The following is a 13,684-nucleotide window of genomic DNA, read 5'->3' as shown; positions in this document are numbered from 1 at the left end:
GGCCCGGTCAGGCCGGAAGCGAAGCTGTGAACACGCAAACAGCGGGTCGACGAGGCCCACCACCACAGGAGCGACCATGACCGGCTCTTCCCCCCAGGGAATCAAGACCGTGCTGCACCCCGTGTCCGACCTGGCGAAGGCCAAGGCGGTGTACGCGGCCCTGCTCGGTATCGCGCCGCAGACCGACTCTCCTTACTACGTCGGCTTCGAGGCCGAGGGCCAGCACATCGGACTGGTGCCCGGCGGTGGACCGCAGGGCATGACCTCCCCGGTGGCCTACTGGCACGTACAGGACATCGAGGCGAAGCTGGCCGAGGTGATCGCCGCGGGGGCCACCGTGCAGGAGGCCGCGCACGACGTCGGTAGCGGCCGTCTGGTGGCCACCGTCACCGACCCCGACGGCAACGTCCTCGGACTGCTTCAAGACCGATGAACGCCGACGTCGTCGCGACACCGAGCACCGGCTCAACCACGGCGAGACGAGGGCCGTCAGCGCCCTCACAAGATCGAGTACATCAAGGTTCTCAGGGGGATCTGCCATGAGCGGCATCGAAAGCAGCACGTACGAGGGATTCACGGTCGAGGAACGGGCCGCGATGAAGGACCACGCCCAAGAGCGGAAGACGGCAGCGCGCCGCAGCTCGCGCGCAGACAAGGACATTGAGCAGCAGCCCAAGAGGCACGGAATGAGGTTCACGCTCAACGGCGCACTCTGGTCACTGCAAGTGTTGTTCGGCTTCTTCTTCGCCGGCAGCGGTTTCGGCAAGGTGCTGTTGTACGACGGAGCTCTGTATGCGGCAGCGCCCCGAGCCGTGGCCTGGTACGCCGCGGTGCCGCAGCCCCTGATCGTCTTCATCGGGATCTGTGAGGTACTGGGCGGCGTCGGCCTGATCCTGCCGGCGATGACGAAGGTCAAGCCGATGCTGACGCCGTTCGCCGCCGCCGGCCTGACACTGACGATGATCCTCGCGGCTGGTTTTCATGTCATCCGCGGCGAATACGCATTGGTACCTGCGAATCTCCTGCTGGGAGGGGTCGCGGCGTTCGTCATGGTCGGACGATGGAAGTCGAGGCCCATCTCGCCCGCGATCCTCACCACCTCACGCGCGCTCAGGTCGTTTGCGGTCCTTGGCGCACTGGTCCTGCTGACATTCGTTCCGACGTGGTACACGATGACCAACGTCCAATTCTGATCCCTCCGGTGTCATGTGCGGGGGCGCCGTACATGTCCCGGACGGAGTGGTCCGGCTCAAGCCGCACGGCCGGCTGCCCGCCTCCACCCGCCTGCACTCCGACCACCTGGGGTGGACCTGGAGCACCGCGCCCGGCGAGGATGCGCCACTCTTCGCGCACGCCGCTCATCTCGGCGACGCCTTGCACGCGCCCGTTCAGATCACCCACCCCGAACGGAGAGGCGGGCGCATCCGTTAGCCGTTCGGCCACTCAGGGTAGAGCTGTTTGTACCAGTGTGCCCCCCGCAAGGCAGGAAAGTGGGGGTGTACCCGGGTGGTCGGGAAAACACGGATCAGTGTCCTTATCGTGCTCGTAGGAGGAGCGGCGGTTCTCGCCCTCCATCCCGCCGGTCCAGCCCGGCCCACCGGTCCGGATCGACCCGTGACCTCCGCTCAGGCCGCAGGTTCCGCTCGGCCCGCAGGTTCTGGTCAGACTGCAGGTTCTGGTCAGGCCGTGGGTTCTGGTCAGCCTGCGACCCCGGTTCAGCCTGCGACCTCGGTTCAGCCCGTGACCTCGGTTCAACCTGCGACCTCGGTGCGGCCCGTGAGCCCTGTCCGGCTCGCGGGCTCCTCCCAGCCCGCCCGTATGACGGGATCCGCGCCTATGACGCGATCCGAGGCCAAGGCCCGGACCACCCGCTCAACCCGCTCTCCGAGGGGGACCCGCTGGCCGAAGGCGAAACGGCCCGTTCGGACGGCGAGGTCCGCGCGTACCGCCCGGGCCGCGCGCATGGCTCGGCACATGAGGGCCACCAAGCCGCCGACGCCCGCCCAGCCGCCGAGCCCGGCTCGACTCCCGAGTACGGCCCGGCCCACGGGTCCCTTGTCCCTCCTGCTCGGGGGTGGCGCCCACGTGCCGATCGTCGTCGGGCATCGGGGAGCCAGCGCCTTCCGGCCCGAGCACACGCTTCTCTCCTACGAGGTCGCCATCCAGCTGGGCGCCGACTACATCGAGCCGGACCTGGTCTCCACCAAGGACCACGTCCTGGTCTCCCGGCACGAGAACGAGCTCTCGGCGACCACCGACATCGCCGACCACCCCGAGTTCGCCGCCCGCAGGACGGCCAAGACCATCAACGGCGGCCGGAAGACCGGCTGGTTCACCGAGGACTTCACCCTCGCCGAGCTGCGTACCCTCCGCGCCAGGGAGCGCTTCCCCCGGCGGCGGCCGGCCAACACGGCGTACGACGGGAAGGCGCAGATCCCGACACTGGAGGAGATCGTCCAGCTCGCGCAGAAGCACGGCGTGGGCATCTATCCCGAGATCAAATATCCGAGCTACTTCGCCTCCATCGGGCTGCCGATCGAGGGACCGCTGCTGGAGACCCTCCGGCGGTACGGCTGGGACGACGCCTGCGACCCGGTGTTCATCCAGTCCTTCGAGACGGGGAACCTCAAGCAGCTGCGGTCCGTCACGCGGTTGCGGCTCATCCAGCTCATCGGGGCCGGAAGCGGCACTCCGTACGATCTGCTGAAGAGCGGTAACCCGACCACCTGCGACGATCTCGTCACCCCGGCCGGCCTGCGGCAGATCGCCACGTACGCCGCCGGCATCGGCGTGACCACCACGCGGGTCGTGCCGGTCGGCCCCGACGGGAGACTGGGGGCTCCCACCTCGCTCGTCCAGGACGCCCACCGGCAGGGCCTGCAGGTACACGTCGCGACGGTCCGCGACGAGAACGTGAGCCTCCCGGCGGACTACCGGCGGGGCGATCCCGCGGGGCCGGCGTACTCCCGCGCCGCCGGGGACGTGACGGGCTGGCTGACACGGCTGTACGGGCTCCAGGTGGACGGGGTGCTCGCCGACAACCCGGGTGTCGCGCGTACCGTACGGGATCGCCTGATCGCCGGCGGCTGACCCGGGTCGGCGCGGTGACCGGAAGAGCTCCCGGATGCCGGTCATGGAGCCGGCGTCAGGCACGTGGCTAGGGTGGGACCTGTCCTAGCTTGATGGGAAGCTCGCATTCATGTTGGAAACCTCGGCCCGGTTGCTCCGCCTGCTGTCGCTGCTGCAGACGCCCCGTGAGTGGACCGGCGCGGATCTCGCCGACCGGCTCGACGTGAACGTGCGTACGGTCCGTCGCGACATCGAGAAGCTGCGCGTCCTCGGCTATCCGGTGCACGCCACCGCCGGCGCCGCCGGTTACCTGCTCGGCGCCGGCGCGAAGCTGCCCCCGCTGCTGCTCGAGGACGACGAGGCGGTCGCGGTCGCCATCGGTCTGCGCACCGCGGCCAGTGGCACCGTCGCCGGCATCGAGGAGACCTCGCTGCGCGCCCTGGCCAAACTCGAACAGGTCCTGCCGGCACGCCTGCGGCACCGCGTCAGCACGCTGCAGTCGGTCACCGTGACCCTTCCCTCCGGCGGTCCCGTCGTGGACCCCGACGTGCTCACGGCCGTAGCGGCCGCCTGCCGCGCGCACGAGCAGTTGCGTTTCGACTACGCCGATCACGAGGGCGGGTCGAGCGTCCGCCGCACCGAGCCGCATCGCCTCGTGCACACCGGCCGGCGCTGGTATCTCATCGCCTGGGACCTCGACCGCGACGGCTGGCGGACCTTCCGCGCCGACCGGCTGCGTCCGCGCGTTCCCAACGGGCCGCGGTTCACGCCACGCCGACCGCCGGACACCGATCTGGCCGGCTACACCGCACGCGGGATCTCCACCGGGGCCTACCGCTATCAGGGCAGGTTCACGCTGCATGTGCCCGTTCACGTCGCCGCGGAGAAGATATCGCCGACGATCGGCGTGCTCGAGGCCGTCGACGAGCACTCCTGCACGCTGCGCGCCGGCTCGAACTCCCTCGACGAACTCGCGCTGTACGTCGGCCTGTTCGGCTACCGCTTCGAGGTTCATGAGCCACCCGAGCTGGTCCGGCACATCCGCTCGCTCACCGCGCTCCTCGCCGGTTCCCTACCGCCGTCCCCACCGCCGGGCTGAGCCGGTGACGGCCGGATCCTCTCCGAGCCCGCACGCCCCCCCCGGCGACCAGGCACGATGTCGCGCGTCGATGTCCGGCTATGAGCACTTCCAGGGAGTAAGCTGGGTCTACCGAGGACATGTCCTCACCGACGCCCACCGGCGGGTCCCAGCCGTCACCTCGTCCGTACGAGGCGACAGCCGGGCCGCCGGGGAGAATGAGGGCGGGCATCTCGCCGACCGCGTGCCCGCGACCTGACCACAACGGCCTGGGCGCCGCCGGGCACCCGGCTCTGGAGCGGCATCCGTGCCACCGCGCGCTGCTGACCGGCCGCCCGGGTCCCGCCTCTTCTCCGATCGGAGATTCCATGACCATTTTTCAGACGAAGACCCAGACCCGCCACGGGACGAGCCCTCGGACCGTGCATCCCGCACATCCCGCCACCACCATCGTCCCGCTGTACGGCGAGATCGACATCTTCACCAGTCCGGCTCTCCGCGAACGCCTGCTGCGTGCCTTGCGGCTCAGCACGGGCCCGCTGGTCCTGGATCTGTCCAGGGTGTCGTTCTGCGACGTGTCGGGGCTGGCCGTACTGGTCGGCGCCCAGCGCCGCGCCAGAGCGCTCGGCATCACCCTGCGCCTGGCCGCGCCCCGCTCCCAGACGGTCCGGCTGCTGCGCGTCACCGGACTGGACCGGGTCCTCCCGATGCACGGGAGCGACCAGGGCGAGCCGCGGCCGTACAGCCTGCCGGCGCAGACGCGGACCGGGGACTGAACAGGCCGGTGGCCGGAGCGGTCCCGCCCGGGGCCCGCCTCGCGAAATCCGCTGGGCCGGGTGGGGCGGCCGGAGGTAGAGTCGGCTCCATGACCTGGCGACATTGATCCATCACCAGAGGTCGACGCGGAACACGCTGTCGCGGACCGCCCGGGATGCCGAGCATCCCGGGCCCGCACAGTCTCCCCCGCGTGAAGGACCTTCTGATGATCTCTTTTCTGCGTGGACCCGGCGCACGCGTGAAGCGCCTGGCCACGACTCTCTACGGCTACACGTTCCTGGATGACTTCATCCTGCTCTACCCGGTCTACGCACTGCTGTTCGTCGACACGGGCCTGTCGACCGCCGAGATCTCCTCGCTGTTCGTGATCTGGTCGGTCACCTCCCTGGTGTTGGAGGTGCCCTCCGGCGTGTGGGCCGACGCCGTCTCGCGGCGGCTGCTCCTCGCCCTGGCGCCGCTGCTGGCCGCCGCCGGTTACGCCCTGTGGATCATCGCTCCCTCCTACTGGGCGTTCGCCGTCGGCTTCGTGCTCTGGGGCGCGGCGGGAGCGCTGCAGTCGGGCGCCATGGAGGCGCTGGTCTACACCGAGCTCGAACGCCTGGGCGCGGCCGACCGCTACGCCGCGATCATGGGTCGTGGCCACGCGTTCGGCACCGGCGCCACCATGCTGGCCACGGCCGCCGCGGCCCCCGCGCTGGCCGTGGGCGGCTACCCGTTGCTCGGGGCGGCCAGTGTCCTGGCATGCCTGCTCTGCGCGGCCGTCGCGACGACCTTCCCCGAGCACCGGGTGAAGAGCCCGGAGGAGACGCGGCCGGAGGGCTACGCCGCCATCCTGCGGGAAGGCGTGCGGGAGATGCGCGCCAGCCGATCGGTACGGCTGGCGGTGCTGCTGGTGGCCGTGGTGGGGGCGGTCTGGGGCTCGCTTGAGGAGTACGTCGCCCTGCTGGCGGCCGCCACCGGCGTCGCCGCGTACGCCGTACCGCTCCTGGTGCTCCTCGTCTCCGCGGGGGTCGCGCTCGGCGGTGTGCTCGCGGCGACCGGGCGGCGCCTCACGGACCGGGCGTTCGCCGGAATCATCGCCGCCGGGGCGCTGGCGCTCGGCGCGGGAGCGATCAGCGGGGTCCCGGCGGGATTCGCGGCGATCGCGGTGGCCTTCTGCCTCTTCCAGATGGCGACGGTGCTGGCGGGCGCGCGGCTCCAGAATCGCATCACCGGTCCGGCCCGTGCCACGGTGACCTCGCTGGCCGGGCTGGGCACGGATGTGGCGGGCATCCTCGTCTACGGCGGCTACGCCGCGGCCTCCACGGTGGCCGGGCACGGCGTGATCTKCGCCGTTTTCGCCGTGCCGTACCTCGTCATCGCTCTGGCCCTGACCCGCGGGGCCGGGGCGCGCTCCGACGGTGAGCGGGGCCGGGCCGCGCTCCGGAGGTGAACGGCGCCGGGAGCGGCGGGCGTCCGGAGGTGAACGGCGCCGGGAGCGGCGGGCGTCCGGAGGTGAACGGCGCCGGGAGCGGCGGGCGTCCGGCGGGAGGCGCGCGTCCCCCGCCCCGGCGCCTCGGGGGAGGGCTACGGCGGTGGGCGGAGTCGGCAGCGATGGGACAGAGAGGAATTTATGCCCGTTTTGCCGAGTTGCGCGCATCTCACGGTCTCTGTTCATAGGATCTATGCCGGACCGTGACCATCGCCTGGAATCGTGGACAACCGCCCAAAGCGCTCAACTGTTCCGAAGTGGAGAGAGACTGTGCTGAAGTCCAAGACGCGCCGCCGCGTCGCGGTCAAGACAGCCGCCATCGCAGCAGTGTGCGGAGGTCTCTTCTTCGGCGCCGTCCCGGCGATCGCCTCCATGACGGCGGCCCCGCTGCCGGTCTCCTACAGCTGCACGGCCGGGACCGGGGGCGTGGCCGCCACCTACAAGCTGCAGATGGACATCACGGGCCCGCTGGCCCCGGCGCCCAGCTCCACCGTCGTGGCGACCTGGGCGGTCCGGCAGCCCGCCGCCTCGCCGTCCCTCCTCGCGCCGTCGGCGATCCCCGTGACCGAGCGCGTCGTGTTCGACGGAGACGCGCTCGTCACCGCCAACCCCTCGATCGTCCCCTCCGAGCTCCGGACGGTCGGGGCCACCGCCGCCGCCGTCGCGCTGGCATCCAATGCCCCGCTGCCGCTGCCCACCGTGTTGATCACGATGACCCCCACCGCGGCCGGTGTCATCGCGGTCCAGCCGGGCGCGTTCGGCCTCTACCTGGAGCCGGCCGCCGGGCCGGGCAGCGGCAAGGAGGCCACGCTGTACGACTGCGCCGTCGCGACCCCCGCGGAGGCGAGCGCCGCGGCGTTGCTGATCACGGTCAAGCCGTCGGTCGCCGGCACCGGGACGGGCACCCCGACACCGAGCAACACCCCGACCTCGACCAACACGAACACGGGAACCCCCAGCCCGACGGCCACCACGCCGGAGCCGACGATCACCGTCACCCAGACCAAGACGTCCAAGCCCAAGCCCACCAAGGACCGGCAGATCGACGAGACCCCCGACGGCGGCGCCTCCACGGGCGGCGGCGGGGACGCCGGGCCGGACGCTCGGATGATCATACTCGGCGGCGCGTTGATGATGGCGGGCGCGGCGGCCGGCGGGCTGGTGCTGCGGCGCCGTACGGCGACCCGAGGCTGACCGGGTCGGCCGGATGACCACCCCGACGCCTGACAACTGGCCGCCGAGACCTCCCGCCCAGGGCGGGAGGCCGCAGGGGCGTCCCCACGGGCCGGTGCCGCCCTACGGATCTCATCCGCCGTACCAGCAGCAGCACCCCGGATACCAGCAGTACGGCCGGCCGTACGAGGAGTGGCCCGACGAGCGGATCGACGGCGGCCGGGTGATGCGGTCGGTGCTCATCCTGGCGGGGGTCGCCGGGGTGATCACGGTGCTGGTCGGCATGCTCTACATGGTGGCGGCGCCCGAGCAGTACGGCCTGGCCGACCAGCGCACCACGCTGCCGCCCCGCAGCCAGGCGAACGCCACCGGGCCGGCGGACCCGTACTTCCAGGCCGAGCCGACCGCGCCGCCGCCCCTGCCGAGCATCCCGGCGGCCCCCGCCATGCAGCCGTCGACCCCGGTACGCGTGGTCATCCCACGCCTCGGCGTCAACGCGCCGATCAGGTCGGTGGGGCTCGACAAGCAGGGCGCGATCGAGGTGCCGCCGGTCACCAACCCGAACCTGGTCGGCTGGTACCGTTCCGGGCCCACGGCCGGGGAGGCCGGTCCGGCGGTCATGCTGGGGCACAAGGACACGAAGTCGGGGAGCGCGGTCTTCAGCCGCCTCGACGAGATCCGCAACGGCGACGTCATCGAGGTGCACCGTAAGGACGGCATCGTCGCCGTGTTCACCGTGGGAGGCCTCGAACAGGCGGAGAAGGCGGTCTTCCCGACGCAGCGGGTGTACGGCGAGTCGCCCAATCCCCAGCTCCACCTGATCACGTGCGGCGGCACCTACGACCGCGCGACCGGTCACTACACCGACAACGTCATCGCCTACGCGACGATGACCAGCACGCGCAAGGCATGAGCGCCACCGCTCCGCCCGAGGCCGCGGCCCCGGTGATCCCGGCCGTCATGGACGTCCTGCGGAGGCGGCGGCACGGGCTGGCGCTGGGCGCGCTCGTGGCGCTGGCCACGGCGGCCTACTCGCTGCTGGGCCTGGTCAAGTTCGCGACCTTCCGGGCCACCACCTTCGACCTGGTCATCTTCGACCAGGCCGTGCGCGGCTACGCCGGTTTCGGGGCGCCCACCGAGCCGTCGGTCGGCATGCAGTACGGCATGGGAATGGACTTCATCCAGCTCGCCGACCACTTCTCGCCGATCGTGGCGCTGCTGGCCCCGCTGTACTGGCTGGGCGGCGGGCCGCAGTCGCTGATCGTCGCCCAGGCGGTGCTGTTCGCGCTGGCCGCGATCCCGATCTGGCACTACGCCGAGCGCCGTCTCGGCGCGGTCCCGGCCCACCTGGTCGCGGTGGCCTACGCGGTGTCGTGGCCGATCGCGCAGGCCGCCGGGTTCGACTTCCACGAGGCGGCCTTCGTCCCGCTGCTGAGCGCGATCATGATCGAGCGGTTCGACGCCCGCCGGCCGCTCCTGGGGGTGCTCGCGGCCGCGGCCCTGCTGCTGGTCAAGGAGGACATGGGCCTGCTGCTGGCCGGGTTCGGGATGTATCTGGTCGTCACCCGGCGGCGGCTGGAGGGGATCGCCTTCATCCTCTTCTCGCTGGGCGCGCTCGTGGTGATCCGCAGCGTGCTGATGCCCCTGGCGGGGGCGAGCACCACGGGATTCCACTGGGCCTACGGCAACTGGGGCGCCACCCTGGGCGAGGTGGCGGTGGCCGTCCTGCGAGACCCGCTGGGCGCGCTGGCGCAGTCCGTCAGCCCGATGGTCAAGGTGAACACCCTGGCCTTCCTGCTGTGGCCGATGGCGCTGACCGCGCTGCTGTCGCCGCTGACGCTGGCGGCGGTCCCGCTCGTCGCGGAGCGTTTCCTGGCCGACCGGCCGCAGTGGTGGGAGCCGGGGCACCACTACAACGCCTTCGTCGTCGCCATCCTCGTCTGCGCCGGGGTGGACGGGGCCGCCCGGCTCGCGAAACGGTTCCCGGAGCGGGGCGTGGCCACGCACTGGGCGGTCGCGGTCTGCCTGATCGGCCTCACCCTCGTCCCGCGCTTCGAGCTCGGCAAGCTCCTGGATCCGGGCTACTACGACGGCGAGCCGCACATCGCGGCGGCCCGGGAGGCCGTGACCATGATCCCGGACGGGGTGATCGTCGAGGCGGCCAACAACGTCGGCCCCGCGCTCACCGCGCGGACGACGGTGCTGCTCTGGGGGCCGCAGGCGTATGACGCGCCCTGGGTCGTGGCGGACGTGGCGCGATGGACCTATCCGTTCGGCGACTTCGGCGCGCAGCAGCGGCGGGTCGACGAGGCGCTGGCGAACGGCTACCGCAAGGTGTTCGACCGCGACGGGTACATCGTGCTCAACCGGCCCTCCTGAGCACGACACGGACAAAGATTCTGTTGTAACCTCCTGGTAACCGAACAATGCTCGGTTTCATGAGCAGGAGGCATTGTGGCAGAGGCGTACATCGTCGGGGCGGTCCGCACCCCGGTCGGTAAGAAGAAGGGCGGTCTGTCCACCGTCCACCCCACCGATCTGGCCGCGCACACCCTCAAGGCGCTCATCGACCGCACGGGCGTAGACCCGGCCGCGGTGGAGGACGTCATCATGGGCTGCGTCATGCAGTTCGGCCCGCAGAGCATGGACATCGCGCGCAACGCCTGGCTGTCGGCCGGTCTTCCGGAGAACGTCGCCGGGGTGACCATCGACCGCCAGTGCGGCTCCTCCCAGCAGTCGATCCACTTCGCGGCCCAGGGAGTGCTCTCCGGCACCCAGGACCTCGTGGTGGCCGCCGGAGTGGAGTCGATGAGCATCGTGCCGATGGGCTCCTCGATCACCGCGGCGCTGGAGAAGGGCATGCCCTTCCCGTTCGGCGACATGTGGGTCGAGCGGTACGGCAAGCAGGAGATCTCCCAGTTCCGCGGCGCGGAGCTCATGTGCGAGAAGTGGGACCTCTCCCGCGAGGAACTGGAGCGGTTCGCCTACGAGAGCCACCAGCGGGCGGCCAAGGCCATCGCGAACGGCTACTTCAAGGACCAGATCGCCCCGGTCAACGAGGTCGAGGACGACGAGGGACCGCGCGCGGACAGCACGCTGGAGAAGATGGCCTCCCTGAAGACGCTGCGGGACGGCGGCCGGATCACCGCCGCGACCTCCTCGCAGATCTCCGACGGCTCGGGCGCGCTCCTCATCGCCTCCGAGCAGGCGGTCCGTGACCACGGCCTGACCCCCCGGGCCCGCATCGTCACCCTGGCGCTCACCGGCGACGACCCGGTCTACATGCTGACCGCGCCGATCCCGGCGACCCAGAAGGCGCTGAAGAAGTCCGGTCTGTCCATCGACGACATCGACGTCACCGAGATCAACGAGGCGTTCGCCCCGGTCCCGCTGGCGTGGATCAAGGACATCGGCGCCGACCCGGCCAAGGTCAACCCGAACGGCGGCGCGATCGCCCTGGGTCACCCCCTGGGCGGGACCGGCGCGATCCTGATGACCAAGCTGCTCCACGAGCTGGAGCGGACCGGCGGCAGGTACGGCCTGCAGACGATGTGCGAGGGCGGCGGCCAGGCCAACGTCACGATCATCGAGCGGCTCTGAGCGGAGCGTCCGGCGAGGACTGCGGGACCGTCACGCTCGTCGAGCGGCTCTGAGCGGAGCGCGGCGGTCAGGCCGACGTCACGATCGTCGAGCGGCTCTGAGGGGAGCGCCCGGAGACGGACGCCCCGGCCCGGGAAGCCCCGGGCCGGGGCGTCCGCCGTCTCAGCGGCCGCCCTTGCCGGGGATCCGGCGCGGCTGCTGGGTCGGCCTCATCGGCATGTGCGGCCTCGGCATGTGCCGGGGCGCGGCCGGAGGCAGATTCCGTTCGGGCAGCGGGGTGCGGGGCTTGGGGGTCTTGCTGTTGTCGTCAGGCTTTTGACCAGCATGAATTCGCATATGGACTCCTTGAAGAAGATGACGACGCGGCTGAAAGCCGTGCCAGAAACTCAGCTGCCGCGTCAGACGAACGGGGCCAGAGGGCTGAGTGCGCGGGTGGATCAGTCGGAACTGATCGACACCGGCTCTTAGGAGTTAATCCACATGCGATCACCGTACGGCGGCCGCATCGGGCGGTGCAACCCATTTATCCGGGTCCCTTCCGCCCCCGGGGCCCGCCCCCCGGAGAGAGGCGGGCGTCCGTACCTCCTCAGCGGATCGACCGGTGCACGTTCCCGGTGGCGGAGGGGCCGTGAGCGGTGGCGGCGATCCACGGGCCGTCGATGGAGGCGTCGAGGATGCCCTCCTCCAGGAACGTGTAGCGGCCCCGCAGCACGTGGCGCGCCAGCCGTACGTCACGGGCGTCGCTGTTGTCCCACAGCCGGTCGAACAGCGCGTCCGCGCGGAGCCGGGCCTGGTGGCAGAAGGTGTCGGCGATCTCGGCGGGCTTGCGGCCCAGCTCGGCCTCGTCCTCGCGGGCACGGACGCAGGTCGCGGTGATCGCGAAGAGCTCGGCGCCGATGTCCACGATCCGGCCGAGGAAGCCCTGCTTGTGCTCAAGCCTGCCCTGCCAGCGGGACATGCCGTAGAAGGTGGCGCGGGCGAGCTTGCGGCTGGTCCTCTCCACGTAACGCAGGTGCCGGGCGAGCGCGCCGAACTCCGCGTAGGAGCCGGGCCGGTTGCCGGTCCCCGCGACCAGCGTCGGCAGCCAGCGCGCGTAGAACCCGCCCGCCTTCACCGCGGCGCGGGCCTTGGCCCTGCTGCCCAGCGACGGATCGATGAGCTCGCCGGCCACCGTCAGGTGCGCGTCGACCGCCTCGCGGGCGATCAGCAACTGCATGATCTCGGTGGACCCCTCGAAGATCCGGTTGATCCGCATGTCCCGCAGCACCTGCTCGGCCGGGACCCCGCGCTCACCCCGGGCGGCCAGGGACTCGGCCGTCTCGTAGCCCCGCCCGCCGCGGATCTGGACCAGCTCGTCGGCCACCTGCCAGGCCATCTCCGACGCGTACAGCTTGGCGAGCGCCGCCTCGATCCGGATGTCGTTGCTCTTCTCGTCGGCCAGGCGGCAGGAGAGGTCCATCACCGCTTCGAGGGCGTAGGCCGTACCGGCGATGAAGGCGATCTTGCGTGCCACCGCCTCGTGCTCTCCGATCCTGCGCCCCCACTGCACCCGCGCGTCGCCCCACTCCCTGGCGATCTTCACCGCCCACTTGGCGTTCCCGGCGCAGACGGCCGGCAGCGAGAGCCGCCCGGTGTTGAGCGTGGTCAGCGCGATCTTCAGGCCCTGGCCCTCGCGGCCGATCAGGTTGGCGGCGGGGACACGGACCCGGTGGAACCTGGTCACGCCGTTCTCGATGCCGCGCAGGCCCATGAACGCGTTGCGCCGCTCGACGGTGATCCCGGGGGTGTCCGCCTCGACGACGAACGCGGAGATCTTCTTGCCGGTGCGGGCCATGACCACCAGCAGGCCCGCGACGACCCCGTTGGTCGTCCACAGCTTCACGCCGTCCAGCACGTAGTCGTCGCCGTCGCGCACCGCCGTGGTGGCCAGCCGCGCGGGGTCGGAGCCCACATCGGGCTCCGTCAGCAGGAACGCCGACACCTCGCCCTTCGCGCAGCGGGGCAGGAACCGCCGCTTCTGCTCCTCGGTGCCGAACTGCTTCAACGGCTGCGGCACCCCGATCGACTGGTGCGCCGACAGCAGCGTGCTCAGCGCCGGGCAGTACGATCCGACGAGCATCAGAGCCCGGCCGTAGTCGAGGTGGCTCAGCCCCAGCCCGCCGTACTCCTCCTCGATGGTGATCCCGAACGCGCCCAGCTCCGCGAGCCCCTTGACCACCTCGTCCGGCACCTGGGCGGTCCGCTCGATCAGCGCCGGATCCACCCGCGTGTCCAGAAACCGCCGCAGGGCGCGCAGGAACTCCTCACCCTTCTTGGCGTCGGCCTCGGACAGGGCCGGAGCCGGATGCACCAGGTCGAGGCGGAAGTTTCCCAGGAAGAGCTGCCTGCCGAAGCTGGGACGCGCCCACTCCTTCTCCCTGGCCTGCTCGGCCACCTCGCGTGCCTTGGCGTAATCGGTCATCGTGACCTCCTCGGGCGCGGATGACTTCGACGTTACGCCCGAGTCACCGGCCCGA

The 13,684-nt window shown here is 71.1% G+C and carries 14 protein-coding genes; 12 read left to right on the top strand and 2 right to left on the bottom strand.

Annotated features, from left to right (window positions below; genetic code table 11):
• Window positions 1-76: 76 nt before the first annotated feature.
• From CA984_RS16165 to CA984_RS16110, 12 genes are all read left to right on the top strand, one after another.
• A complete protein-coding gene (locus CA984_RS16165) occupies window positions 77-433 on the top strand; it encodes a VOC family protein (RefSeq protein WP_086572944.1) in 357 nt (118 codons plus the stop codon).
• Between the two features lie 106 nt (window positions 434-539).
• Window positions 540-1,193 carry a DoxX family protein gene (locus tag CA984_RS16160; protein ID WP_242675983.1) on the top strand — a complete coding sequence of 218 codons (654 nt, stop codon included), beginning with the start codon at window positions 540-542 and terminating at the stop codon, window positions 1,191-1,193.
• A 46-nt stretch (window positions 1,194-1,239) separates the two neighbouring features.
• Window positions 1,240-1,431 (top strand): hypothetical protein, encoded by a 192-nt coding sequence (locus tag CA984_RS46205; RefSeq protein WP_086572938.1) that lies wholly within the window; start codon window positions 1,240-1,242, stop codon window positions 1,429-1,431.
• Between the two features lie 654 nt (window positions 1,432-2,085).
• Window positions 2,086-3,090, top strand: coding sequence for a glycerophosphodiester phosphodiesterase family protein (locus CA984_RS16145; protein ID WP_242675982.1), 1,005 nt, complete (start codon window positions 2,086-2,088; stop codon window positions 3,088-3,090).
• A 109-nt stretch (window positions 3,091-3,199) separates the two neighbouring features.
• Complete coding sequence (locus tag CA984_RS16140) at window positions 3,200-4,168, top strand: helix-turn-helix transcriptional regulator (protein WP_086572929.1); 969 nt, start codon at window positions 3,200-3,202, stop codon at window positions 4,166-4,168.
• A 70-nt stretch (window positions 4,169-4,238) separates the two neighbouring features.
• Window positions 4,239-4,406 (top strand): hypothetical protein, encoded by a 168-nt coding sequence (locus CA984_RS46200; RefSeq protein WP_165781273.1) that lies wholly within the window; start codon window positions 4,239-4,241, stop codon window positions 4,404-4,406.
• A 109-nt stretch (window positions 4,407-4,515) separates the two neighbouring features.
• Complete coding sequence (locus CA984_RS16135; protein ID WP_086572927.1) at window positions 4,516-4,923, top strand: STAS domain-containing protein; 408 nt, start codon at window positions 4,516-4,518, stop codon at window positions 4,921-4,923.
• A gap of 206 nt (window positions 4,924-5,129) precedes the next feature.
• On the top strand, window positions 5,130-6,356 hold the full coding sequence (locus CA984_RS16130) for an MFS transporter (RefSeq protein ID WP_207620894.1): 1,227 nt from the start codon (window positions 5,130-5,132) through the stop codon (window positions 6,354-6,356).
• A 309-nt stretch (window positions 6,357-6,665) separates the two neighbouring features.
• Window positions 6,666-7,589, top strand: a complete 924-nt coding sequence (locus CA984_RS16125) for a hypothetical protein (RefSeq protein ID WP_086572924.1) — start codon at window positions 6,666-6,668, stop codon at window positions 7,587-7,589.
• 13 nt (window positions 7,590-7,602) lie between these two features.
• On the top strand, window positions 7,603-8,481 hold the full coding sequence (locus CA984_RS16120; RefSeq protein WP_086572921.1) for a class F sortase: 879 nt from the start codon (window positions 7,603-7,605) through the stop codon (window positions 8,479-8,481).
• The gene (locus CA984_RS16115) at window positions 8,478-9,947 is read left to right on the top strand and encodes a DUF2079 domain-containing protein (RefSeq protein WP_086572918.1); all 1,470 of its coding nucleotides are present in this window, start codon (window positions 8,478-8,480) and stop codon (window positions 9,945-9,947) included. The genes CA984_RS16120 and CA984_RS16115 overlap by 4 nt, the downstream gene beginning before the upstream one ends.
• A gap of 75 nt (window positions 9,948-10,022) precedes the next feature.
• The gene (locus CA984_RS16110) at window positions 10,023-11,168 is read left to right on the top strand and encodes an acetyl-CoA C-acetyltransferase (protein WP_086572915.1); all 1,146 of its coding nucleotides are present in this window, start codon (window positions 10,023-10,025) and stop codon (window positions 11,166-11,168) included.
• Window positions 11,169-11,330: 162 nt separating this feature from the next.
• Here CA984_RS16110 and CA984_RS46195 read toward each other — a convergent pair whose 3' ends face one another.
• The gene (locus CA984_RS46195) at window positions 11,331-11,504 is read right to left on the bottom strand and encodes a hypothetical protein (protein ID WP_165781272.1); all 174 of its coding nucleotides are present in this window, start codon (window positions 11,502-11,504) and stop codon (window positions 11,331-11,333) included.
• 250 nt (window positions 11,505-11,754) lie between these two features.
• Window positions 11,755-13,629 carry an acyl-CoA dehydrogenase family protein gene (locus CA984_RS16105; RefSeq protein ID WP_086572912.1) on the bottom strand — a complete coding sequence of 625 codons (1,875 nt, stop codon included), beginning with the start codon at window positions 13,627-13,629 and terminating at the stop codon, window positions 11,755-11,757.
• Window positions 13,630-13,684 lie beyond the last annotated feature (55 nt).

It is taken from the genome of Streptosporangium minutum (genome assembly GCF_002149035.1).
Classification (GTDB): Bacteria; Actinomycetota; Actinomycetes; order Streptosporangiales; family Streptosporangiaceae; genus Streptosporangium; species Streptosporangium minutum.
This window is presented reverse-complemented; position numbering and strand designations above follow the sequence as displayed.